Here is a 22,774-nt window from a genome sequence, read left to right on the forward strand (position 1 = left end):
CACCACCGTGCCATGGCCGCTCGCCCCTCAGAGCAGGCGCCGTTCTCTCTCCAAAACTTTTTGCAGAACCTTCAGCACACTATCCCGTGTTCGATCCGGCCGGCTCACCAGCGCTCAACGGATCGACCGCGCCAGGTTCTCGCCACGGCGGCAGCGAAGTCTTGCAAACACAACTCTCTGGCCGCGCGCCCTCAGTGTCTGTTCCGGCTACCGCCGACAATGCACACCCGCATAGATAGCTCAATCATGCTGCAGGGCACCTGATCTCCCTGGTGACCTACCCTGCACCTTGGCATTGTATGACAGACCCTTCCGCACAATAGGTTGGCGGGCCGCGTCGGCGCATTCTCCTGAGCATTGGTCACCACAGGCCACACGGGAGAAAGCAAATGCGAAACATAACTCGAGTCCTGGCCCTCACCGCAGCGCTTGCCGCGTCGGGCGGCGGGATGGCGCAGGCCGCGAATTCTCAGCCCAAGCCGACGATCGTGCTGGTGCACGGCGCCTTCGCGGAATCGTCGAGCTGGGATGCAGTCATCACCAAGCTCAGCAAAGACGGTTATGTAGCGATAGCCGCAGCTAATCCGCTCCGCGGCGTTGCCAGCGATGCGACAGCAGTCTCAGCCATCGTCCGGTCGGTTTCCGGGCCGGTCGTGCTGGTGGGGCATTCCTACGGCGGGCCTGTCATCACCGAGGCCGCCAATGGCAATCCCAATGTGAAGGCATTGGTCTACGTGGCGGGTTTCGCGCCGGATACCGGCGAATCGAGCCTTACGTTGTCCAGCATGTTTCCCGGCAGCACCTTGGGGAGCGCGCTTGCTCCCGTCGCGTTGCCGGACGGCGGACAAGACCTCTTCATCGAGCCGGCCAAGTTCCGCGCCCAGTTCGCCGCCGACGTTCCGCAAGAGCAGACTTTGCTGATGGCTGCCACTCAACGCCCTGTTGCGCAGGCGGCTCTGGCTGAAGCCTCGGGCGTCGCCTCATGGAAGACGCTGCCGTCCTACATGATCTACGGCTCGGATGACCGCAACATCCCGGCAGCCGTCATGAGCTTCATGGCCAAGCGTGCGCACGCGGTAAAGACCGTCGTCATCGAGGGTGCGTCCCACGCGCTCATGGTTTCGCATCCCGACGAGGTCACGTCACTCATCGAGGATGCTGCTGCATCGGTCAGTCAGTAGCAGGCCGGAAACGCCCAGCATCCGATCGAGCAACGAAAATAGACACGCAACACCAGGAGACCAGACATGAAGATCGTCGTCATCGGCGGAACCGGGCTGATCGGTTCAAAGACCGTGGAGAGACTGCGAAACAAAGGACACGACGTGCTTGCGGCGTCGCCGAATTCGGGCGTCAACACCGTTACGGGAGAGGGTCTGGCGGCCGCGCTTGCCGGTGCGCAGGTCGTCGTCGACCTCGCGAACTCGCCGTCGTTCGAGGAAAAGGCTGCCCTGGAGTTCTTCGAGGCATCCGGGCGTAATCTTTTTGCCGCCGAAACGGCCGCCGGCGTCCGTCATCACGTGGCGCTGTCGGTCGTCGGTACCGACCGGCTGCAGGGCATGGGCTATTTCCGCGGCAAGTTGCTTCAGGAAAAGCTGATCAGGGAGTCCGGAATTCCCTACACCATCGTTCACGCCACTCAATTCTTCGAATTCACCGCCGCCATCGCAAACACGGGCGCCGTCGGGGATACCATTCATATGTCGCCGGCCTACTTCCAACCCATGGCGGCTGATAATGTTGCCGATGCGATGGCGGACGTCGCGCTTGCCGCGCCGTTGAACGGCATGATCGAAATTGCCGGCCCGGAGCGTGTTCGCATGAGCGAACTTGTCGAGCGCTTCCTGAAGGCCACCAACGACCCGCGCAAAGTCGTCCCGGACCCCGGCGCGCTCTACTACGGCCAAGTGGCAATCGACGATCGAACGCTGGTGCCCGGCGAGAACGCGCGCATCGGCGCCGTGCGTTTCGATGATTGGCTCAGCCGATACACACCACCGAAGTAAGTAATCATCGGATAGGCCCGCCATTCGCACCACAAGGAGACCAGACATGATCAAAACACTTCTCTGCGCCGCGCTCACCTCCGCTTCCGTCACCGCAGCAATGGCCAATGACGCCGCCAGCGTAAAGCTTGTCTACGACCAGGCTCTTCCAAACGTGCCCGGCAAGAGCATGAAAGCCGTGCTCGTCGAGTACGCGCCTGGGGGTACGTCGCCGGCCCATACCCATCCCAAATCCGCGTTCATCTATGCCACGGTCCTGCAGGGGGCGATCCGAAGCCAGGTCAACGACGGGCCGGTGAAGACTTATCGCGCCGGCGAGAGTTTCTCGGAATTCCCTGGCGACCGTCATGCCGTCAGCGAAAACGCCAGCAAGACGGAAGGCGCTCGTCTGCTTGCTATTTTCGTCGTCGACACCAGCGAGACGGAACTTACGACGAACGCGAAATGAAATCGTAGCCCCCGGGACCATCGGGGCGTACGCGAAGGGACGGTCAGTGACATGAATTCGATCGCCATCCGCACACTTGCGGGGATTTTGGTCCCCGATACTCCGCTTGTTGGCCGAGCGATCGAACATGCCCGCCAGCGATGTGAACCCTACCTGTTCAACCACGTGGTCCGATCCTGGCTTTTCGCGGCCCGGATCGGACAGATTCAGAATATCCAGCACGACGCGGAGGTTGTTGCCGTTGCAACCCTGTTGCATGACGTCACGCTCAATGAGGACTTCGCCGGGCCGCGCCGTTTCGAAGTGGAAGGCGCCGATCTTGCCCGCACCTTCGTTCGGGAGGGCGGCTTCGACGAGCGGCGCGCCCAATTGATCTGGGACAGCGTCGCCCTCAACTCGACGCCGTCAATCGGCCTCTACAAGGAGGCTGAGGTGGCGCTTTGCACAGCCGGCATCTGTCTCGATGTCGTCGGCTTGCAATACAGCCTCATTTCGTCAGCCGAGATTGCAAAGATCATCGGTGAGTTTCCACGCCTCCAAATGAAGCGACGGATGACGCGATGCTTTTGCCATATCGCCGAGGTCAGGCCGGAAACCACCTACGACAACTTTGCCCGGGACTTCGGCCAGCGCTTTGTTTCAGGCTACAAGGCGACTTCGGCAGTTGATCTTGTGATGAACGCTCCCTTCGAAGAGTGAACGCAGTTTCGATCCAGATTCTATCGACACCGGTCGGTTCAGCCTCGCCCTTCAAGTGACCCAAACGCTGTGCGCCCGTCGCATGCCTGCGCCAAAGCGAATTGCCGAGGGCAGCGGTCAGGTGCCAATTTCCACCTCCTATACTTCGGTTTAGGCGCCCCAATCCAATCGAGTGGCAATACATATCATCGGAACGATAGCAACAGTTTGGCTCACCGGTCATCCTTACGCTGCAAATGGATTGCAAACACCTCAAGGAGACAAGTAATGAATATTGCAGCGTCACCGGTCGCTCCGAAAGGAAAAGCCGTCGCCCAACGCGCGAGTTATGCCGAGCAGTCGCCGGAACTTCTGAAGAAATTTATTGAATTTCTTGGTGCGACGCGAGAGGGGTCGATCGAAGAACCATCCGCGACCTTGTTGCAGTCCGAGCCGCGCAGCTGAACGGGTGCACCTTCTGCCTCGATATGCACGTCAAACAGGCGAAGATCCATGGCGAGCGCGAACTGCGCCTTTACCACCTGGCAGCCTGGCGGGATTCGACCTTGTTCGTTCCTCGCGAGCGCGCAGCCTTGGCATGGACGGAAGTCTTGACCAAGCTGCCCGAGCAGGGTGTCCCGGACGAGATCTACGATCGGGTCAGGTCGCAGCTTTCCGAGAAGGAAATTTCCGATCTGACCTTCGTTGTCATGGCGGTCAATTCTTGGAACCGTCTGAACATCGGCTTCAAACCCGTCCCGGGCTCGGGCGATGCGAAGTTTGGCCTGAGCAAAGCAGCACTGAGCTAATCTTTGGAACGGGTCAGAATGGCGCTTGTTTGCGCGCCATTCTGACCGGCCGGGCGAAGGCGCCGAGCTCGGCGACCAACACTGGAACCGATCTCAGCCTCCCGGCCGCGGCCGCGAGGCGCTCTCAGGAGGGCGTCATGCGCATTGACAGTCTGCATCCAGTAATATCGGCCCGTCTCATGGTGATTGATGTCGACGCTCCACTCCGCAGTGCAGCACTCTCACTTTCCAGGCCCGCAATAGGCCTGGTCGTGGTGTGCCACGGCAGTGGGGAGGCGGCAGGCGTGCTGAGCAAGTCCGACCTTGTCCGCCATCTGGCGAATTCAGGGCCAACAGAAGCGCCGATTGCGGCATTGATGAGCACGTCCATCGTGTCCTGTGGTCCCGATGACGACCTTCATTCAGTCTGGCAGACCATGGCCGCGCAAGGCCTTCAGAATGTGCCGGTGCTAGGGGCTGACTCGAAACCGCTAGGCGTCCTCGATATCCGTGATGCGATGAAGGCGCTTTTCAAACAAGAGGAACTGCAGGAACGGCTGCTTGCCAACTACATCAGCGGAATCGGTTATCAATAGAACTTGGTCTATCGTTTGGATATACAGAAGTATGTATCGGAGCCTTCTTAGATATAATGGAAAATAAATGCCATGAATTATAGCGTATTGAAGCAAATGGGTGTCGACTGAGCCAAGCGGGGGCATGAAATGTTTCGTCCGGACATAAAAGAAGATGTCTTCGACCGCCCGCCCGATGGTTCTGGAAGTAGTATGTCCGTGCAAATGTCGACGGCCGGCATCGTCCATGACCTGGGCAATCTCATTCAGGTCGCGTCGTCGGCGTTGAACCACCTGGCCCGCGATCCGAGCATCCAAGCGGCTCCGGCGCTTGGGCCTGTAATTGCCGGCGCCAAAACGGCTTTGGAACGGGCTGGGGACCTTGTCCGGCAAACCATCAGCCTGGCCCGAGAGAGCCACGCGGAAATCGAATGCACAAACGTAGGTGCTTGCCTGGCTGAGATCGAAACCCTCGTGCGGAGCGCCTTGGATGCCAATTTCGGTCTTGAGCTTCGGGTTGGATCCGACCTGCCTTTGGTGAGATGCGACCGCTTTGGATTGCAAAATGCGGTTCTGAATCTTCTGTTCAACGCGCGCGATGCAATGCCTGACGGCGGTTTCATCTCGATCGATGCCGGCTTGGCCTCTGAAAGCTCTACCGCCGGTCAGGTAGATATCCGTGTCGCGGACAACGGTCTCGGGATGACCAGCGAGACGATGGTCTGCGCCTTCGATCCGTTCTTCACCACCAAAAGCGAAGGCCTCGGCGGCGTCGGTTTGCCGATGGTGAAGCGCTTTGTCGAGCAGTCAGGCGGAAGCATCGCTATTCAGAGCACACTTGGGGCAGGCACGACCGTCACTCTGCGGTTGCCTGCGGTGCGATAGCGGCCGGCCAATCTCCCCCCGGTGACAGACGTGACATACAATCGAGAGATGGAGATGGATGCACAAGTCGTTGAAAACGTCCAACAGCACCGTTTCGAGCTGCCGATCGCCGGCGATATGTTTGCGGCGGCCTACTATCGGCTCGAGGGCGGGCAGGTCGCGCTGATACACACCGAGGTCCCGTCGGAATTTTCCGGACAAGGGATCGCGTCGCGATTGGCCCAAGGGACCTTCGAACTGCTCCGCAAAACCGGCCGTAAAGCGATCTTGAAATGTCCCTTCATGAGCCGCTTTTTCGCCAAGCACCCGGACTATGCAGATGTCGTCGACGGCTAGTCAGGGCACCAATGTTGAGGGTTTCCCAAGGATATATCCAAATGCCTGACGAGTATGATTTGCAGAGGTTCGTCAGCGCACAGGATCCGGTCTACGACGACGCGCTGGCCATTCTACGTCGAGGGATGATGTGCACTCCCTATATGGAGTTCATCTTCCCAAGGTTGGCCACCAGGCGAAGCGGTACTGCGCCTGAGCCATATGCAATCACATCGCTCGACGAAGCCAGCGCCTATCTGTCATTTCCGATCCTTGGAGGCCGTTATCGGGAATGCATTGGCACCCTGCAGCGGCTCTCCGGCCTAAGCGCTCGCGCTGTCTTCGGTGACGTTGATGCGAAGAAGTTGCACGCGTCCCTGACGCTGTTTTCCGAAGCAAGCAACGACGAGTTCCTGCTCGAGACAATCTTCGACGTCTGGTTCGACGGTTTGCTCGATGAGGAAACGATGAACGATCTCTACTTGATGTCGTAGTGGTCTGCCTGCGCCACCCGGCGTCAAGCTGTCGCGGCGCTGAGGTCACCATCCGCTGCCTTATCCCTCACATGCTGCCATCCGGCAGAGGCATGAGCTCGTGCTCTCCCGGCACGCCGGGGAAGCGGCGTTCGCGCCAATCCGCCTTTGCCTGCTCGATCCGTTCGGCTGAAGAGGAGACGAAGTTCCAATAGATATGACGTGGCTCGGCCAGGGGCTCACCTCCTATCAGCATCAGTCTCGCCGCATGGAAGGCAGGCGCCTGGAGCACAATCTCAACGCCGCGCGCCAGAGCTACTAATTCGGCCTCATGAAACGTACCGAACTGGCCGACAATTCCAACCTCACCGGCGACGATGTAGATCGCACGCTCACGGTGTTCGGGTTTCACCTGGTAGCGCGCACCGCTCGTGAGCACAATTTCGGCATAGACCATGTCGGAGAACGTCCTTACCGGCGAGACCAACCCGTCGGACGCACCGGCGATCAATGTAAACTCGACGCCGTCGGCACAGATCCTCGGTATTTCGGGAGCGCCAAAATGTGCGACGTCGGCGGCAATTTCTTCATCGCGGGAGGGGAGGGCGATCCAAGCCTGAGCGCCGAAGAGATTGCCTGCCGACGCCCGGACTTCCGGTGGCGTGCGCTCGGAATGGACGATGCCCGACCCGGCCGTCATCCAGTTGACCTCGCCAGGACGGATGGTCTGCACTTTACCCAAATTGTCGCGATGGACGATCTCGCCATCGATCAGGTAGGTCACGGCCGCAACGCCGATATGCGGATGCGGTCCCATATCGAAACCGTGACCTGCGTCGAATATAGCGGGGCCGAAATGGTCGAACAGGATGAAGGCCCGATCATCAGGCGATTCGAGGACGGCAATACGCGCCTTATCTTCAGTCCGTCCGCAAAATCACGGATAGCCGGCTGGATGAGTGTATCGATGCCTGTGATATCGCTTTGGCGGATGGCCATGGATCTCTGTCCTTCTGCATGCCGTATCAGCCAGGTGCTCGAACGCGCTTGAACGGAGCGGCGCGAAAGACTGTCTGAATGGCTTTGAGGAGCGCGAATTTGGAGCCCGCATGGTGCTGTCCGGCGATGCCGCTTTCATTAAGAGCCGACACCCTCATCGACAGGATCGCGGCAAGATCTTCGGCCATTTCGGGCCTGTCGTGCAGCAGCGGCGCAAAGCTTTCCTGGTCTATCTCGTAAACCGTGACAGGGGTCATTGCCCGCAAACTCGACATCTCGCCAATGCCGGCGAGCAAGCCGGTCTCGCCGAAGAAATCGCCAGGTGCAAGCCGGCCGATCTCCTGCAGTTGATCATGGTCCTCGCCAATTTGCCGGACGATGACGCCCCTCCGAACGATCATGAGCGACGGCAGCATCTCTCCCTGTTGTGCGATGATTTCGCCCTTATGGTAGGTGCGAACCGAGGCCGCTTTGGCGAGCGACTCCTGCTCGGTATCCGTTAGCGCCGAGAATACCGGTATGGAATTGATGAGTTCGATCGGCGTGAAGCCTTGGGAGGCCGCCGTCTCGTGGCCCGGCCGGTTGGTCATGGCAATCGAGCCCGAAAATGGCTCCGCCAGCAGCATGCCGGTCGACTTTGAATGGCGATAAATGAGATCGAAGATTTCGTTCCGAGCGGCACTTCGCTGGTCGATACTTGCGACGCGAAAAAACAACTCGATCTCGATAGCAGCGGCATCCAGGCTTCTGATGGTGACCGAAGGCGAAGGCTCCTGGAGGATTGAATTGCAGCTCAGCAAGACAGTGCGCATGAGCTCTACGATGATCGCCGGCGTCTTCGTTGGCGCCACCTTGACGGTTACGGCAAGTCCATGGCTCTCGTCCGGACCGCTTAGATTTGTTACCCCGATCTTGGCGAGAAGGCTGTTTGGCAGCGCCACGACATTGTGTGTCGGGGTCAGAAGTTGGGTCGACCGCCAATTGGTCTCGACAACGCGGCCTTCGGTTCCGTCGCCCAGAATGATCCAGTTTCCAAGCACGTAAGGGCGGCCGAGGTTAAGCGCGATCGCCGAAAATACGTCACCAAGCGTATTCTGGAGCGCCAGTCCCAGGATGACGGCAAACACGCCCGACGTGGCAATGAGCGTTCCGACCGGCACTGCAAAGACAAACGCCAGGATCGACAGGAACATTCCAGCGTAGACGACACCGACCACGACGTCCTGCAGGAGACGTGCCTCGCGCGGCTTTCGCTCGAAGACGAGATAGATACGGACAAATCCGATTAGCGCCCAGGCAAGATGAACCCACCAGAGCAGCTTGACCGAGCCGATGAGGATCGCTCCTCCGGTTGTCTCGTTGTCCCCTGCGGTCTCGTATGGCACGACGCGCAGGTCGAGAACCATGGCCGACATCGCGAGGAAAAAGCCGAGTTGGACGACCAGCTTCGCATTGGCGAAGCGTCTGGGGATGAGGGACCAAACGACGATCCCGGCGAGGCCGAGCAACACGATGTAGACCAGAGGAGAGTTCCACCAGCTCATGAACGATCCCCGCGATGCCAAGTTCAATGTTTGGTCTCCGGCCCGGCGATCGGGCCTCTGCCGCTGGCCTTGTCTTTTTCGAGAACTGCTTCGGTGATCGAATTCGGCAGCCGTCGCGGCTTTTCGATCAGCCCGAGCACCGGCATGGCGATGATGAAGAACGCAAAATAGTAAAGCGTCGCCAGTTGGGACATGACGACGTATGCGCCTTCCGCCGGCCGGGAGCCGAGCCAGCCGAGAAAGAGGGCATTGGCAACGAACAGCCAGAAGAGCACCCTGTACCAGGGCCGATAGACCGCCGAGCGCACCTTCGAGGTGTCGAGCCACGGCACCAGGAACAGCACCGCGATCGAGCCGAACATCGCGAGCACGCCGCCGAGCTTGGAATCGATGGGCCCGATATTGAAGGTGATGGCCCGCAGGATCGCGTAAAACGGCAGGAAGTACCATTCCGGGACGATGTGGGCCGGCGTCTTCAGCGGATTGGCGATGCTGCTATTGTCGGAATGGCCGAGGTAGTTCGGCAGGTAGAAAACGAAATAAGCGAAGAAGAACAGGAACACGAGGATGCCGAAGGCATCTTTGACGGTGGCATAGGGCGTGAAGTCCACGACATCGGTTTTCGATTTGACCTCGATGCCGGTCGGATTGTTCTGGCCGACGACGTGAAGCGCCCATATGTGCAAGGTCACCACGCCCGCAAGCACAAATGGCAGCAGGTAATGCAGCGCAAAGAAGCGGTTCAGCGTCGGATTGTCGACCGCGAACCCGCCGAGCAAAAGCTGCTGGAGCCAGTCGCCGATCAGTGGGACGGCGCTGAAGAAGCTGGTGATGACAGTAGCGCCCCAGAACGACATCTGGCCCCAAGGCAGCACGTAACCCATGAAGGCCGTCGCCATCATCAGCAGGAGGTTGGTGCAACCGAGCACCCACAGCAGCTCACGCGGCGCCTTGTACGAACCATAGTAGAGCCCGCGGCAGATGTGGAGGTAGACGGCAATGAAGAAGAACGACGCGCCGTTGGAATGGAGATAGCGCAGCAGCCAGCCCGAATTCACGTCGCGCATGATCTGCTCGACCGAGTTGAAGGCCAGCCCCGTATCAGGAGCGTAATGCATCGCCAGCACGATGCCGGTCAGGATCTGTGAAACCAGCATGATCGTGAGAATGCCGCCGAACGTATAGGCATAGTTCAGGTTGCGCGGCACCGGATAGACAATGAAGCTGTCGTGCACCAGCCGCGGCAGCGGCAGGCGGGCATCGAACCAACGTTCGATTCTGGTTTTGGGCGTATAGGTCGAGTGTTTGTCGCCGCTCATCGAAATGCGCTCGCCTCAGCCGATACGGATCTTGGTGTCGGAAACGAATTGGAACACCGGTACCGCCATGTTCTCGGGTGCCGGCCCCTTCCGGATGCGGCCCGCGGTGTCGTATTGCGAACCATGGCAGGGGCAGAACCAGCCGTCGAAATCGCCTTCCTGACCATGCGGGATGCAGCCGAGATGGGTGCAGACCTGGACCATCACCACCCAGGCTTCCTTGCCCGGCATAGTTCGATTGGCGTCGGTTGCCGGCGCATCGGCCGGCAGGTTGGCGTTGCGGGCAATTGGATCCTTGAGCTCGGCGAGACTGACTGCCTGGCCGTCCTTCCTCTCTTTTTCGGTGCGGTTGCGCACGACCACCGGCTTGCCGTGCCAGTCGACGATCAGCGACGTTCCCGGCGTCAGCGAGGAGACGTCGACCTCGATCGCGGCGGGCGCTTCGACGCGCAATGTGTGCTCGGCTGTGGGGGTTTCGGAAAGGTCGGCCATGATGGCGACTCCTATTGTCGGAAGCTGCGTCATCGCGTTGGTGGCAATCGAGCAAAAGCAGGCCACGGCTTTCGCCCTTCCAGTCTGCTCACGTCGCGTGAAATATGCCGGCCGTGGCCGCGTGTGAGCCATCGTGCAAACGGCACGTGCGTCCAATACTTTCGTTTAGGATTTCCTGAGCGAAGGACTGGCCGGGCTGGCGATGCCATCATGGAAGGTTCTGGATTCCTCCAGATAAACGTTGGCCACTGAGCTGGCATACGCCCCGGCATTGCGCACGGCGATCCCGAACTTCACCCCGACCATACCTCGGCATAGGCACGCCTGGCTGTCGGTGTCGTAGTCGTCGTCTCCGCCAAGTGCGAGTTTCTGGAGCGGTTGTCTCGCGTGGCGCGGGGCAGGTTTTCCGCTCGGCGACGACCAATTGCGGGATTCAATCGGGTTCAGAAAAGGGAAAAGCGGTGAAACTCTACTACAGCCCTCTCGCCTGCAGCCTGGCGGACCACATCGCTCTGGAAGAGGCCGGTGTTTCCTTCGAGCGCGAAAGTGTGAACCTCAAGACCAAACGGACAGGCTCCGGGGATGATTTCACTACCGTCACGCGCAAGGGCTACGTTCCAGCCCTCGTGCTGGATAGCGGCGAAACGCTGACGGAAAATATCGCCGTCCTCGACTGGATTGCGTCGCAATACCCGCCACTGGGAGTGGCGGGGCCGTTGGGCCGTACCCGCCTTCTCGAAGCGCTGACCTACGTCTCAACTGAAATACACCGAAGCTTCAAGCCGATGTGGCACCAAAGCAGCGATGCCGAAAAGGCCAGGGCGAGCGCGACGATTACGAGCCAACTCGAGTTCTTCGCTGACGGGCTCGAGACCGACTATCTGTTCGGCGACAAACCCAGCGTCGCGGATTTTTATCTTTTCGTGATGCTGCTTTGGGCGGCGCGCTTCCACGTCCCTGTTCCCGCGCCCTTGCAAGCCCTTCGCGCCCGAATGGCTGCCCGGCCGGCCGTGCGCATCGCAATGGATCGCGAGGGCCTCGTCTGAAGCCGAGGGCGACTTCGAGCATAAGATCAGATGCAACATATCCTCTCGCCCAAACAGAAGATCAGGAGTCATTCTCATGCTGCCGTTCCTGCGGATGCTACATCCAGCCGCTTCCAAGCGCGGGGATGGCCTACGTCTCGAATTTCTGAGGAGGGAAATCGAGGAAACGCTGGACCTTACCGACATTCAGTCAGAGCTCGCCGCACTGCCCCCTGGCCGAGTGGTTACAATACTGGATTCGCCGCAGTCACCGTCGAAATAAGCGCAATGTTTCCTGTCGGCCGATGCGGCGGCCGGTCTAGTTGTTCCCGCTTGTTGGTCATCATAGAGGCTTCATCATGAATGCGAGTAAGGCTCCCGAGACGGTCGATTATCGCCGCCGGCGCATTGTCGGTGCGACAGCAATGACGTTCGCCGCCACCGAACTCGGCTTGAGCGCGCCGGCAGCCACTTGGATGGTCGAGGCGAGGGCGTCCGCGACGCAAGCCAGGCCGGAATCATTCGGCTCGCTCAGACAGGTCAATGCCGAAAAACTGAGCGTCGGATATGCGGAGCTGGGGCCTGCCGAAGGTGCTTCAGTGATCCTGCTTCATGGCTGGCCCTATGACATTCACACCTACACCGACGTCGCTCCTCTGCTTGCCGCAAAGGGGTACCGCGTGATTGTGCCCTACCTGCGCGGCTACGGCACTACGCGATTCCTGTCGGACGAGACGATGCGCAATGGCCAGCAGTCGGCGCTCGCCGCGGATACGATCGCCCTGATGGATGCGCTGGGGATCGAAAAGGCCACGATCGCCGGCTGCGACTGGGGCGCCCGAACGGCCAATGTCGTTGCCGCGCTCTGGCCTGAGCGTTGCAAGGCGATCGTCTCGGTGAGCGGCTATCTCATCGGAAATCAGCAGGTCGGCATGGTGCCGCTGGCCCCGGAGGCGGAGCTTCAATGGTGGTATCAGTATTACTTCGCCACGGATCGCGGCCGCGCCGGCTACGAGAAATACACGCGCGATTTCGCCAAACTCATCTGGCAACTCGCTTCGCCGCAGTGGAATTTCGACGATGACATCTTCCAGCGCAGCGCCGCAGCACTGGACAACCCGGATCACGTCAGCATCGTCATTCACAATTACCGCTGGAGGCTCGGCCTGGCACAGGGCGAGCCGGAATATGACGTTCTGGAAAACCGGCTGGCCGAAGCTCCCGTGATCACAGTGCCGACCATTACCCTTGAGGGTGATGCCAATGGCGCACCCCATCCCGACAGCAGTTCCTACGCCAAGAAATTCTCGGGCAGATACACGCACCGGATCATCACCGGCGGTATCGGCCACAACTTGCCTCAAGAAGCCCCGCAAGCCTTTGCCCAGGCTGTCATCGACGTCGGCGAATACTGATCAAAATCCATGACGTGCCCCGACCGTAAGGAATAACACGGGAAGATTCCTGGTTCTCGGCACAGCCTCCCGTCCGCTTAGGCGAGAACAGCTCTCCCGCCGACCCAGACCGACGCGATGTTGGCCCTGGAAGCGGAGTAGACGATCTTCTGAAGGATGCCGTCGCCGTCGTCGAGTTCGTCCCACAGGTGAATTGTGCCTCTGGGCGCGGCGGTGTCGACCAGGATCGCATCGAAATGGTAGCCAGGCGAGAATCGCCCCACAGGCAAGCCGAGTGCCGCGCCACCGCCTGCCGTCGCCAGGTGGAAGGACTCGCGAAAGTCGACGCGTGCTGTTCCGGCCGTGCCGCGCGTCTCGGCCGCTAGCGCCGGGTCGGTGCCGGTTTCCAGCATGCGCGACGACATGACCGTCGCGCGCATCGCATCGAACATCGAGGCGCTCGGTCCCCCGGAAATGTCGGTGCCGAGCCCGACCTTGACACCCTTCTCGAGGGCCGCCCTCAACGGGAACACGGCGCCTGCGAAGTAGGCGTTGGAGACGGCGCAGTGCGCCACGGCCGCCTTGCGCACGCGGATCGTCTCCATGTCGGCAAGCGTAATGAAATTGGCGTGCGCGAGCACGCTGCCGGCGCGCAGCAGGCCAAAGCGATCAAGGCTCGACGTGTCGCTGATCCCGTGGCGCTGCAGCACGTAGCCATGCGCCCAGTCGCTCTCCGAGCAATGCGTCTGCACATGGCAGCCGTATTCCTGCGCAAGCGTGCCGAGCCCTTCGAGGGCGGCGTCGGTACAGGAGGGGATGAAGCGCGGCGTAATGACCGGCTTTACCCGTCCCGTGGCATTGTCCGGATGCCCATGCACGTAGCCGATCAGAGCGCGCGTGCCATCGATGGCCGCGTCCGCCGAGGTATCGCGATAATAGGCCGGGCACTCGTCGGCATTGTCCATCGCCACTTTGCCGACCAGCGCACGTTGCCCGCGTTCGAGGCAAATGTCGACGAGCAGCCTTGTCGCGTCCTGGTGGATAGTTGCGAAGTAGAGCGCTGTGGTCGTGCCGTTAGCGATCAGGTCGTCGACCAGCAGGCCGTAGCTGCGCCGCGCGAAGGCGAGATCGGCGTAGCGCGCCTCCAGGGGAAACGTGTGTTTGTGGAGCCAGGCCTCGAGCGGCACGTCCAGCGCCCGGCCGAGCTGCGGATATTGCGGCGCGTGCACGTGAAGATCGACGAAGCCGGGCAGCAGATAACTCTGCGCCGGCAAGGTCGCCAGCGAACCGGTCCGGCGCGCGGCCTCCAGCGCCTCGTCATAGCCAGCACCATGCGGATGCAGCACCGAGGCGATGATGCCTGATTGATCGATTGCGATCAGGGCATGGCGCAACTCTTCCACGAGCCCGCGCTCCGGAGCGTGAAAGCCGCTGGCCAGAAGCGTCTTGCCGCTCAGGTCGCTCACCTGTCCTCCGCCGAAGAACAGCTACGCACTGCCGTCGCGAAGCGCCAGAGCGCGATTGCCTGTCCGTCGATGCCGATGACAATATCGGAAGGGCTGCCGCTCATGCGGCTTGCGCCGTCGTGCCGTAGGTGATGCCCTTCTCCTTCAGCCAGCGGCGATAGGCGATCGACGAGCCGTCGGCCCGCGTCGGGATTTCCGCGCGCGGCTCAAGCGGCAAAAGAAGTGGCCGCTGGTTCTCCAGGATGATGCGGTCCTGCAGGAAGATGAGCTGCTGGAACTGCACCAGTTCGGTCGTGGTCGATACGTCGTCGATCAGGAACATGACGGGGTGCGCGCGGCAGCGGTCCGGATCGAGGGGCTGCACGAACAGACAGATCACGTCCCACCGGGTAGCCGAGTTGGGGCAGGTCTTGTAGAGCATCACCGCGAAAGGATTGGCGACCCGGTACATGTATTGGGTCATGATGCCATCGGTCGCCGAGAGTGCCGCCTGCGGCTGGAAGAATTCGCAGTTGGTCGCCCACACCTCATCCACGTCGCGGCGGATTTCGGTTGTGTAATGCCGCACTTCCGTGTGCGGCTCGGCGCCCAATATGTCGGTATGGACGAAGGGGAAATGCGCCATGTCGAGGAAATTCTCGACGATGCGCAGGCCGGACGCCTTTACCGCGATCGCTCCGCAAACGACAGGCCGGCGGTCGTCCTCATAGGCCTCCGGGATCGACAGCACATCGCCGGCCGGCATGCCGAGCGTGATCCATAGATAGCCGTAGCGTTCCCTGGCCGGGACTTGGCTGCCGTCGCCGGCACGCGACACATTGACCGGGCCTGCCGTATCGCGGGCTACCAACAGATCGATGCCCAGAAGCCGGTTCGCCATCGTGCCGACCGGAATCTCGTTCAGCGCGTCAATGCAATACCATTGGTCGAGGGCCGCCTGCTCCGCAGCTCGCTTAATGGTCATTGTTGCGTCCTTCCTGTGCTATCTCACTGCCGATAGATGCGGTCCATCACGGCCCGGTGTTCGGCCATCGCCGCCTCGACATCGAAAGAGGCGAAGTCGCCTCTCGCGATAATCTGCCGGCCGTTGATGTAGGAATAGTCGACCTTGAAGGGTCCGCAAAGCACCAGCGCGGCGAGCGGGTCGCGCTCGGTGCCGGAAAGGCCGAGTTGGCTGCGTTTGACCGCGATGAAGTCGGCGCACATGCCGGGCGCGAGATGGCCGATGTCATTGCGACCGAGCAGGGCAGCGCCGCCGCGCGTCGCCATTTCGAGGGCCTCGCGCGCGGACAGCGCCGTCGGCGTGCCGCCGAAACCGCCGCGGCCGCCGGGCTTTTCGGAGAGGTAGTGGTGCGGCGCGACACGCTGAAGCATCAGCGCCAGCCGCGCTTCCATGAACAGGTTCGACGTGTCGTTCGAGGCCGAGCCGTCGACGCCAAGGCCGACCTTCACGCCCTTGTCGAGCATCTCGCGGATCTTCGCGATGCCCTGGCCGCAGCGCATGTTAGCCGACGGGCAATGGGCGACCCCGGTGCCGGTTTCGGCGAAGCGGTCGATCTCGTCGCCGGTCATGAAAATCGAGTGGGCGAACCAGACGTCGTCACCGAGCCAGCCGACGGATTCGGCGAACTCGACCGGCCGCTTGCCATAGATTTCGAGGCAGTACTTCTCCTCGAAAAGCTCTTCGGCAAGGTGCGAATGCAGGTTCACGCCCTTGTGGCTGCGCGCCAGCGATGCCGCATCGCGCATCAACTCCGGAGTCACCGAGAACGGCGAGCAAGGAGCCAGGATGATTCGGCTCATCGAATGTCGCGACGCGTCGTGATAGCTGCCGATCAGCCGTTCGGCATCCTTCAGGATATCCTCTTCCTTTTCGACGCAGCGATCCGGCGGCAAGCCGCCCTGGCTTTCGCCGCGCGACATGGCTCCACGCGCAGCGTGGAAACGCAGACCGATATCGCGGGCCGCACCGATCGTCGCGTCGAGCGTGCAGTTGTTGGGCAAGATGTAGAGGTGATCGGAGCTGGTCGTGCAGCCCGAATGGATGAGCTCGGCCATCGCTACGCGCGCCGAGACGCCTATCGCATCGTCGTCGAGCTCGGCCCAGATCGGATAGAGCGTCTTCAGCCAGACAAGCAGCTCGTCGTTCTGAGCCATCACACGGGTGAGGTTCTGGTACATATGATGATGCGTGTTCACCATGCCCGGCATGACGACATGGCCCGATAGGTCGAGCACCTCGTCGGCACTGGAGGCACTGAGTTCCGCGGTGGTACCGACCGCTTCGATGACGTTGTCGTCGATCAACAAGGCGCCGTCGGAAATCTCGCGGCGCGTACCATCGAAGGTGGCGAGCAGATCGATGTTCTTGACAAGCAGGCGGGGCATGACGGTCTCAACGCATGTCGCGGAAATAGGGTTCGCCGAGAGCAGCCGGCGCGGCCATTACCCGGCGCATGCGCTGCCAGGCAAGCACCGGCACGATGATCAGGGCGATCGTGCCGAGATAGGGCAGCATCGACAGGATCGGCGCCGCGATCGGCCAGTTGCGTGCTTGGCCGACGAAGCCGAGAGAGGTGATGAGACCGAACAGCAGAGCGGCCAGCACGGCGTTGAGGGGCCGGTAGCCTGCGAAGATGACGAGAGAGACGGCAATCCAGCCGCGGCCGGCCACGACGCCTTCCGACCAGGAGGGCACGAAGGCAAGCGTGAGGTAAGCGCCGGCGCCGGCCGCCAGCGCCGAGCCCGCGGCGACATACCAGAAGCGGATGCTTTGCACCGAAATGCCGGCGGCGTCGGCTGCCGCGGGGTTTTCGCCCACCGCGCGCATGTTCAGCCCGTGGCGCGTGCGGAACATGATGTAGTGCAGCACAACCGGCAGGACGATGTAGATCAGGTAGACAAGGATGTTCTGCGTGAAGATCGCGCGACCGAGCAGCGGGATGTCGCTAAGATAGGGAATAGCGATCGGCGCGAAGGTCGCCGGCGCCGGCATGCCGGAATAGGCGCGACCGATCGTTGCGGCCATGCCGGTGCCCATCAGCGTCAGCGCCAGGCCGCACAACACCTGGTTCGCTTTGACGACGACGGTGCCAAGAGCGAAGACGCAGCCAACGAGGAAACCGACGGCAAGCGCAAGGACGAAGCCGAGCATAGGGTGCGGCGTGGCGACGACGACCGCGATGCCAGTGATTGCACCGAGCGCCATAAGCCCTTCGACGCCGAGATTGACGACGCCGGCGCGCTCGGAGAGCGTCTCGCCCAGCGCCGCCAGCGCCAGCACGCCGCCGGCTTGAATGGAGGTCTGTATCAGTCCGGCGATCATGTCCATCGGTGTTTCCTCAGCTCGCGGCCGGTTCGGTCCGCGTGATGCGGTAGTGAGCGAGTTCGTTGCCGATCGCCGTGAAGAACAGGATCAGTCCGGTGATGGCGAGCACGGCCGAGACGGTGATGCCTTGCGTCTGCAGGATGATGCCCGAATTCAGGATGACGCCCATCAAAGCCGCGCCTGCGAGCACGCCAAGTGAGGAACCGCGCGCCAGCACCGCGACCATGATGCCGAGATAGCCGAAATTGTTGGAGATGCCGCCCTGCAGGCGATGCACCGTGCCAGCTACTTCCAGCATACCGGCGATGCCGGCGATCGCTCCCGACATCAGCAGGACGACGATCAGGCGGCGGCGGAACGGCATGCCCGCATAAAGCGCCGCGCTCGGGTTCGACCCAGCGACCCGCACCTCGTAGCCCCAGCGCGTGTAGTTGAGCAGTCCTGCGATGACAAAAGTGAGCAGGATCGCCAGCGGGAAACCGTAGTGCACGATACCCCAGAATTCAGGCACGTCATGCGGCAGACGTGCGGTGGTCGCGAGCGCATGGCCGCTCGGGTCGAGCCATGGTCCGGTGGCGACGTAATAGACCATCAGCGTCGCCACGAAATTCAGAAGCAGGGTGGTGATGAGTTCGCTGACATCGGCGTAGGCGCGCGCCAGCGTCGGCACCAGTATCCAGAGCAGCCCGCCGAGCGCGCCAGCGATGAACATAACAGGCAGGATCAGCCAGGTCGGGCCGGGAATGAACAGCGCGACCGCCGTGGCGCTGAAGGCGCCGGCATAGAATTGGCCCTCCGCGCCGATGTTCCAGGCGCCGATTCTCAGCGCTACCCAGACCGACAGGCCGGTCAGGATCAGGGGAGTGACCAGAAGTCCGACGTCTTCCAGCCCGAAGCTCGAGCCAAAAGTCGAGTTGAGCACCTCCCAGGCGAGTTCGACGGGAGCATTGCCGCGAGCGGCCAGAACCAGGCCGGCGACTCCCAGCGCCAGCACGATCGCCAGGGCACGTGCCGCAAAGGCAACGGAGGGCTGCGCGGATGGAACGCGCTGGAGCTTGATCGCCAAGGTCAGTGCTTCCTGGCAGCGGCCTGGGCGCCAGCACTGGACCGCATCTGCCCGCCCATCATCAGGCCGATTTCCTCGATGTCCGTGGAGGCAGTCTCCACCACGCCCATGATCCTGCCATGGAACATCACGGCGATGCGATCCGATAGATTGAACAGCTCTTCCAGCTCCTCGGAAATGAAGAGCACGCCGACGCCGGCATCGCGCAATTCGACGAGATAGTGCATCATCGTGTTGATCGCTCCGACATCGAGGCCACGGCTCGGATAGGCGGCGATCAGAACCTTGCTTGCGATGCGCATCTCGCGGCGTGCGACGAGGCGCTGCTGGTTGCCGCCGGAAAGGTTGCGCATGGGCATGCCGAAATCGGGCACCGCAACGGATGCCGCTTCGGCGATCGTGCGCGCGAGAGCTGCCGCAAGGCGCGGTCGGAACGCGAAGCCCTTTGAAACAGGCGCCGACGCATATTCGCGGATTATGGCGTTGTCGGTGATTGAAAGCGCCGGCGCCAGGCCGCTGTGCAGCCGGTCTTCGGGAATGTGGCCGACGCCGAACTTCGCGTAATCGACCGCGCCGGCGGCCGTAACGTCCTCTCCGCCGAGCAGTATCTGGCCGGAGTGGATCGGCCGTAAGCCGGTGACGACCTGGGTCAGCTCCTTCTGGCCGTTGCCGGCCACACCGGCGATGCCGAGAATCTCGCCGGGATGGATGTCGAGCGAAACCTCGTCGAGAAGGATGCCGCCCACGTCGTCACGCGCGACGACGGATTTGAGGCTGAGCACCGGCTCGGCGGAGATGCCGGCCGCGCCTGGCTGCCTGGCACGCAGATTGCTAAGCACGATCTCACGGCCAACCATCAGGCGCGCCAGCATCTTCTCGCCGCAGTCCGCAGTCTTTTCGGTGGCCACCTTGCGGCCGCCGCGCAGCACGGTGATGCGGTCGGATATCTCCAGGACCTCGTCGAGCTTGTGGCTGATGAAGACCACCGCATTGCCCCGGGACACGAACTGCTTGAGCGCCTTGAAGAGCTCGCGCGCTTCCGCCGGAGTAAGCACTGCAGTCGGCTCGTCGAGGATCAGAACGCGAGCGTTGCGCGCGAGCACGCGTAGGATTTCCACGCGCTGCTGCTCGCCGGTCGAAAGATCGGCGACGCGCGCGGATGGCCGTACCGCGAGGTTCAGCTTCTCGGCCAGTGCGGCAGTCCGCGCCTCGAGCACCGACGAGCCAATGCGCTTGGGCGTTTCGGACCAGCCGAGATGAATATTCTCGGCGACCGTGAAGGCGGTCACCAGCTTGAAATGCTGGTGGACCATACCAATACCGGCGAAGATCGCATCGACTGGAGATGCGAAACGTTTGGCATAGCCGTCGACGACGATCTCACCGGCATCCGGCTGATAGATGCCGGTGAGGATGTTCATCAAGGTCGACTTGCCGGCGCCATTCTCGCCGAGCAAGGCGTGGATCTCCCCCGGCATCACGTCCAGGTCGACATCCTGGTTGGCAACGACGCCGGGGAAATATTTGCGGATGCCCTTGAGCAGCACGAGCGGCGGCGCGCCGGAGCCAGGCGCGTAACGCCCCGGGGAGGTGGACGGCACCTCCATGCCGCCGTAGCGGTGCTCGCTCGAAGCATGATGAACTGGAACAAAATCATTCATCCCGCTTAGCTCTTTGCCTTCTGCCGCATAGTCTATCCGAAAACTCTGCAATCGTTCGGGATCACGCTTGGAGGCCGCTGACGCCTTCGATCGACCAATCCCAGTTGTAGAGTTCCTCTTCGGTCATGCGATGGCCGGCAGCCACCTTGACGTTGCCCTTGATGTCCTTGATCTCGCCCTCGAACGGGCTCCAGCCGCCGAGAATCTTGTCGCGCACGGCATCGGCCTGCTTTGCGACCTCGGGGGGCACCGTCTCGCCCCAGGCATCGCGGTCGATACCGCCGCCCATCGGCAGGATGGTCTGCGAGGGCGTCCACTTGCCTTCGAGGCGCAGGCGCACCTGGTCGACATAGAATTTCTTGAAGTCGATGGCGATCGAGGAGACGTAGGCCTTCGGTCCGTAGCGGCGGATGTCGGTATTCCACATGACGGCCTTCGCGCCGCGCTGCTCGGCCACCTGCAGATAGCCTGCTTCGTCCATGATGCCGAACAGAAGGTCGGCGCCGTTGTCGATGAGTGCGGTGCCGGCCTGGGTGGCAGCCTGCGGATCGAACCACGAGTTGATGACGATGGTCTGCACCGTGGCGTTGGGATTGACCGAACGGGCGCCCATCAGGAAGGCGTTGGTGCCGGAAAAGACCGACGGAACAGGGAAGGAGGCGACGTAGCCGAGCTTGCCGCTCTTGCTCATCAGGCCCGCGGCGACACCGGTGACGTAGGTCGGGTACCAATGGGCGAGGTAATAGGTCGAGAGATTTTCGAGCGGGTTGCGGCCATCGCATTCATAGAAGGCGACGTCCGGCGAACGCTTGGCCACGTCGTAGAGGAAGTCGCCATAGTTGGAGGTGGCAAACACCATGTTGGCACCTTCCGAGACGAACTGGCGGAAGGTGCGGGTCGCGTCGGCCGAATAGGGGATGCTTTCGACGAACAGCGTCTTCAGCTTCGGGAACGCTTCCTGCACGGCCTTCATGCCCTGGTCGTGGCTCCAGGTCCAGCCTTCATCGGTCACCGGACCGGTGTGGCCGAAGGCGATGACAGCGTTTTCCTCGGCGACGGCGGCGAGCGGCGTCTGTGCATGGGCGGGCGTGATAAGGCCGGATTTCGGCAGGAGCAGCGAGGCGCCGGCTGCGGCGCCCATGTTGAGGAAGCCTCGGCGGGAGAGATTGCGCAGGTCGATCATGCTTCGGTCCTTTGTTCCGTGTCGTGTTCAGTTCGGGAGAGACAGTTCGGTTTCCATGAGGCGGTCGATTTCTGCCGACCAGTCGGCCAGCCATGCCTGCTTGATGTCGTCGTCGAGCCATGCTGCGGACAGGCCAGCCAGCGCGATCCGCTTCAGTGCCGGCGGCCCGAGCGCAAGATTTTCGGCGATCAGCGCGTATTCGCGGTCGAGTGTCGTGGCGAACATGGGCGGATCGTCGGAGTGGATCGTCACGGTAAGCCCGGCCTCGATCATGCGGCGGATCGCGTGGTCGGGCGCGGAAAGGTCACGCCAGACGGTGGTGGCCAGCGTCGTGCTCGGACAGCAGGTGAAGACGATGCCCATCTCCCTGCACTGCTCCATCAGCGCCGGGTCGTCGACGACATGGTAGCCGTGGTCGACCCGTCTCAGGCCGAGAATGTCGATGGTGTCGCGGACATAGTCCGCCGGGCCATCCTCGCCCGCATGGTTGGTGACATTGAGCCCGGCAGCCCGCGCTCGCTCGACGATGCGCGCAAACATCGGCGGTGGGTTCGGGCGTTCGTCGTAATCGAAGCCGATGCCGATCACCTCAGCCGGGCGCTCGGCCAGAACCATGTCCAGGAAGCGCTCGCCACCTGCCGCGCCGAGCGGCTTCGCATGCGCCGGTATCAGCTTTGCTATAAGCCCATAGCGCTCCTTCGCGCAGTGAAAGCCATCGAGGATGCCTTCGAGCATCGTCGAATAGGCCACGCCATGAGCCAGATGCGCATGCGGGCTGAAGAACAGTTCGACGTAGCGCGCACCGGCCTTCGCGCAGCGCTCCAGTGCCTCGAAGGTGATGCGAGAGAAATCGTCCGCAGTCCTGATCGAGGCGCAAACCAGATCGTAAATCTTCAGGAAATCCAGCAGGTTGCCGTAGCTGTAGAGCTCCGATGTCGGTTTGCCGTCCGGCAGCGGCACCGCGTTCTGCACCGCCAACTCTGCGAATGTCTCCGCGGATACGGCGCCCTCGAGGTGCAAGTGCAACTCGACCTTCGGCATGAGCTGAATGAAACTTGACAACGACATCGACGCTCACTCGCCCGGATCGGCAACCCCAAAGCCGTACCTGGTTTTCTTCGGCGACGGA

21 protein-coding genes and 2 pseudogenes are annotated in these 22,774 nt (G+C 61.7%); 11 read left to right on the plus strand and 12 right to left on the minus strand.

Features of this window, described 5'->3' with window-relative positions:
• Window positions 1–389 precede the first annotated feature (389 nt).
• The 9 genes and pseudogenes from NKJ73_RS22680 to NKJ73_RS22720 all read left to right on the plus strand — a co-directional run bounded on the left by NKJ73_RS22680 (window position 390) and on the right by NKJ73_RS22720 (window position 6,189).
• Window positions 390–1,181, plus strand: a complete 792-nt coding sequence (locus tag NKJ73_RS22680) for an alpha/beta fold hydrolase (protein WP_023674204.1) — start codon at window positions 390–392, stop codon at window positions 1,179–1,181.
• Window positions 1,182–1,247: 66 nt separating this feature from the next.
• Entirely contained in the window at window positions 1,248–2,006 is a 759-nt protein-coding gene (locus NKJ73_RS22685) for an SDR family oxidoreductase (protein ID WP_023674205.1), read from the plus strand.
• Between the two features lie 46 nt (window positions 2,007–2,052).
• The gene (locus tag NKJ73_RS22690) at window positions 2,053–2,454 is read left to right on the plus strand and encodes a cupin domain-containing protein (RefSeq protein ID WP_023674206.1); all 402 of its coding nucleotides are present in this window, start codon (window positions 2,053–2,055) and stop codon (window positions 2,452–2,454) included.
• 51 nt (window positions 2,455–2,505) lie between these two features.
• The gene (locus NKJ73_RS22695; RefSeq protein ID WP_352571134.1) at window positions 2,506–3,153 is read left to right on the plus strand and encodes an HD domain-containing protein; all 648 of its coding nucleotides are present in this window, start codon (window positions 2,506–2,508) and stop codon (window positions 3,151–3,153) included.
• A gap of 267 nt (window positions 3,154–3,420) precedes the next feature.
• Window positions 3,421–3,941, plus strand: a pseudogene (locus NKJ73_RS22700) (carboxymuconolactone decarboxylase family protein).
• Window positions 3,942–4,078: 137 nt separating this feature from the next.
• Window positions 4,079–4,516 (plus strand): CBS domain-containing protein, encoded by a 438-nt coding sequence (locus NKJ73_RS22705; RefSeq protein ID WP_031211084.1) that lies wholly within the window; start codon window positions 4,079–4,081, stop codon window positions 4,514–4,516.
• A 129-nt stretch (window positions 4,517–4,645) separates the two neighbouring features.
• Entirely contained in the window at window positions 4,646–5,380 is a 735-nt protein-coding gene (locus NKJ73_RS22710; protein WP_352571135.1) for a sensor histidine kinase, read from the plus strand.
• A 48-nt stretch (window positions 5,381–5,428) separates the two neighbouring features.
• The gene (locus tag NKJ73_RS22715; protein ID WP_352571136.1) at window positions 5,429–5,716 is read left to right on the plus strand and encodes a GNAT family N-acetyltransferase; all 288 of its coding nucleotides are present in this window, start codon (window positions 5,429–5,431) and stop codon (window positions 5,714–5,716) included.
• Between the two features lie 41 nt (window positions 5,717–5,757).
• Window positions 5,758–6,189 carry a DUF1810 domain-containing protein gene (locus tag NKJ73_RS22720; protein WP_352571138.1) on the plus strand — a complete coding sequence of 144 codons (432 nt, stop codon included), beginning with the start codon at window positions 5,758–5,760 and terminating at the stop codon, window positions 6,187–6,189.
• 67 nt (window positions 6,190–6,256) lie between these two features.
• Here NKJ73_RS22720 and NKJ73_RS22725 read toward each other — a convergent pair.
• The 4 genes and pseudogenes from NKJ73_RS22725 to petA form a co-directional block, all read right to left on the minus strand.
• Window positions 6,257–7,167, minus strand: a pseudogene (locus NKJ73_RS22725) (pirin family protein).
• Between the two features lie 26 nt (window positions 7,168–7,193).
• Entirely contained in the window at window positions 7,194–8,711 is a 1,518-nt protein-coding gene (locus NKJ73_RS22735; protein ID WP_502905398.1) for a cyclic nucleotide-binding domain-containing protein, read from the minus strand.
• Window positions 8,712–8,734: 23 nt separating this feature from the next.
• The gene (locus tag NKJ73_RS22740; protein ID WP_352571142.1) at window positions 8,735–10,030 is read right to left on the minus strand and encodes a cytochrome b; all 1,296 of its coding nucleotides are present in this window, start codon (window positions 10,028–10,030) and stop codon (window positions 8,735–8,737) included.
• Between the two features lie 15 nt (window positions 10,031–10,045).
• Window positions 10,046–10,522 carry a ubiquinol-cytochrome c reductase iron-sulfur subunit gene (petA, locus tag NKJ73_RS22745; protein ID WP_352571144.1) on the minus strand — a complete coding sequence of 159 codons (477 nt, stop codon included), beginning with the start codon at window positions 10,520–10,522 and terminating at the stop codon, window positions 10,046–10,048.
• 461 nt (window positions 10,523–10,983) lie between these two features.
• Here petA and NKJ73_RS22750 point away from each other — a divergent pair, with 461 nt between their 5' ends.
• Together NKJ73_RS22750 and NKJ73_RS22755 are read left to right on the plus strand one after the other, a co-directional pair.
• On the plus strand, window positions 10,984–11,568 hold the full coding sequence (locus NKJ73_RS22750) for a glutathione binding-like protein (RefSeq protein ID WP_352571145.1): 585 nt from the start codon (window positions 10,984–10,986) through the stop codon (window positions 11,566–11,568).
• A 338-nt stretch (window positions 11,569–11,906) separates the two neighbouring features.
• The gene (locus tag NKJ73_RS22755) at window positions 11,907–12,962 is read left to right on the plus strand and encodes an alpha/beta fold hydrolase (RefSeq protein ID WP_352571146.1); all 1,056 of its coding nucleotides are present in this window, start codon (window positions 11,907–11,909) and stop codon (window positions 12,960–12,962) included.
• Between the two features lie 77 nt (window positions 12,963–13,039).
• Here the strand turns inward: NKJ73_RS22755 and guaD are convergent, their stop codons facing one another.
• The 8 genes from guaD to add all read right to left on the minus strand — a co-directional run bounded on the left by guaD (window position 13,040) and on the right by add (window position 22,713).
• Window positions 13,040–14,407 (minus strand): guanine deaminase, encoded by a 1,368-nt coding sequence (gene guaD / locus NKJ73_RS22760; RefSeq protein WP_352571147.1) that lies wholly within the window; start codon window positions 14,405–14,407, stop codon window positions 13,040–13,042.
• Window positions 14,408–14,507: 100 nt separating this feature from the next.
• Window positions 14,508–15,371: an aromatic ring-hydroxylating dioxygenase subunit alpha gene (locus NKJ73_RS22765; protein WP_352571149.1), complete on the minus strand. Its 864-nt coding sequence runs from the start codon at window positions 15,369–15,371 to the stop codon at window positions 14,508–14,510.
• A gap of 23 nt (window positions 15,372–15,394) precedes the next feature.
• Window positions 15,395–16,795 (minus strand): 8-oxoguanine deaminase, encoded by a 1,401-nt coding sequence (locus NKJ73_RS22770; RefSeq protein ID WP_352571150.1) that lies wholly within the window; start codon window positions 16,793–16,795, stop codon window positions 15,395–15,397.
• Window positions 16,796–16,802: 7 nt separating this feature from the next.
• A complete protein-coding gene (locus NKJ73_RS22775; RefSeq protein WP_352571151.1) occupies window positions 16,803–17,738 on the minus strand; it encodes an ABC transporter permease in 936 nt (311 codons plus the stop codon).
• A 10-nt stretch (window positions 17,739–17,748) separates the two neighbouring features.
• On the minus strand, window positions 17,749–18,801 hold the full coding sequence (locus tag NKJ73_RS22780) for an ABC transporter permease (protein WP_502896735.1): 1,053 nt from the start codon (window positions 18,799–18,801) through the stop codon (window positions 17,749–17,751).
• 2 nt (window positions 18,802–18,803) lie between these two features.
• Window positions 18,804–20,408, minus strand: a complete 1,605-nt coding sequence (locus NKJ73_RS22785; protein WP_352571243.1) for an ABC transporter ATP-binding protein — start codon at window positions 20,406–20,408, stop codon at window positions 18,804–18,806.
• Window positions 20,409–20,523: 115 nt separating this feature from the next.
• Entirely contained in the window at window positions 20,524–21,645 is a 1,122-nt protein-coding gene (locus NKJ73_RS22790) for a BMP family ABC transporter substrate-binding protein (RefSeq protein WP_352571152.1), read from the minus strand.
• A gap of 27 nt (window positions 21,646–21,672) precedes the next feature.
• Window positions 21,673–22,713 (minus strand): adenosine deaminase, encoded by a 1,041-nt coding sequence (gene add / locus NKJ73_RS22795; protein WP_352571154.1) that lies wholly within the window; start codon window positions 22,711–22,713, stop codon window positions 21,673–21,675.
• Window positions 22,714–22,774: the final 61 nt, after the last annotated feature.

Origin of the sequence: Mesorhizobium sp. M0074 (assembly GCF_040322975.1) — a bacterium.
GTDB lineage: Bacteria > Pseudomonadota > Alphaproteobacteria > Rhizobiales > Rhizobiaceae > Mesorhizobium.

What these genes read in the sequence shown, in the direction of transcription:
- NKJ73_RS22680 (WP_023674204.1), top strand. Translation starts at nt 390, where the DNA reads ATGCGAAACATAACTCGAGTCCTGGCCCTCACCGCAGCGCTTGCCGCG.
- NKJ73_RS22685 (WP_023674205.1), top strand. Translation starts at nt 1,248, where the DNA reads ATGAAGATCGTCGTCATCGGCGGAACCGGGCTGATCGGTTCAAAGACC.
- NKJ73_RS22690 (WP_023674206.1), top strand. Translation starts at nt 2,053, where the DNA reads ATGATCAAAACACTTCTCTGCGCCGCGCTCACCTCCGCTTCCGTCACC.
- NKJ73_RS22695 (WP_352571134.1), top strand. Translation starts at nt 2,506, where the DNA reads ATGAATTCGATCGCCATCCGCACACTTGCGGGGATTTTGGTCCCCGAT.
- NKJ73_RS22705 (WP_031211084.1), top strand. Translation starts at nt 4,079, where the DNA reads ATGCGCATTGACAGTCTGCATCCAGTAATATCGGCCCGTCTCATGGTG.
- NKJ73_RS22710 (WP_352571135.1), top strand. Translation starts at nt 4,646, where the DNA reads ATGTTTCGTCCGGACATAAAAGAAGATGTCTTCGACCGCCCGCCCGAT.
- NKJ73_RS22715 (WP_352571136.1), top strand. Translation starts at nt 5,429, where the DNA reads ATGGAGATGGATGCACAAGTCGTTGAAAACGTCCAACAGCACCGTTTC.
- NKJ73_RS22720 (WP_352571138.1), top strand. Translation starts at nt 5,758, where the DNA reads ATGCCTGACGAGTATGATTTGCAGAGGTTCGTCAGCGCACAGGATCCG.
- NKJ73_RS22735 (WP_502905398.1), bottom strand. Translation starts at nt 8,711, where the DNA reads ATGAGCTGGTGGAACTCTCCTCTGGTCTACATCGTGTTGCTCGGCCTC.
- NKJ73_RS22740 (WP_352571142.1), bottom strand. Translation starts at nt 10,030, where the DNA reads ATGAGCGGCGACAAACACTCGACCTATACGCCCAAAACCAGAATCGAA.
- petA (WP_352571144.1), bottom strand. Translation starts at nt 10,522, where the DNA reads ATGGCCGACCTTTCCGAAACCCCCACAGCCGAGCACACATTGCGCGTC.
- NKJ73_RS22755 (WP_352571146.1), top strand. Translation starts at nt 11,907, where the DNA reads ATGAATGCGAGTAAGGCTCCCGAGACGGTCGATTATCGCCGCCGGCGC.
- NKJ73_RS22765 (WP_352571149.1), bottom strand. Translation starts at nt 15,371, where the DNA reads ATGACCATTAAGCGAGCTGCGGAGCAGGCGGCCCTCGACCAATGGTAT.
- NKJ73_RS22770 (WP_352571150.1), bottom strand. Translation starts at nt 16,795, where the DNA reads ATGCCCCGCCTGCTTGTCAAGAACATCGATCTGCTCGCCACCTTCGAT.
- NKJ73_RS22775 (WP_352571151.1), bottom strand. Translation starts at nt 17,738, where the DNA reads ATGGACATGATCGCCGGACTGATACAGACCTCCATTCAAGCCGGCGGC.
- NKJ73_RS22785 (WP_352571243.1), bottom strand. Translation starts at nt 20,408, where the DNA reads ATGGAGGTGCCGTCCACCTCCCCGGGGCGTTACGCGCCTGGCTCCGGC.
- NKJ73_RS22790 (WP_352571152.1), bottom strand. Translation starts at nt 21,645, where the DNA reads ATGATCGACCTGCGCAATCTCTCCCGCCGAGGCTTCCTCAACATGGGC.
- add (WP_352571154.1), bottom strand. Translation starts at nt 22,713, where the DNA reads ATGTCGTTGTCAAGTTTCATTCAGCTCATGCCGAAGGTCGAGTTGCAC.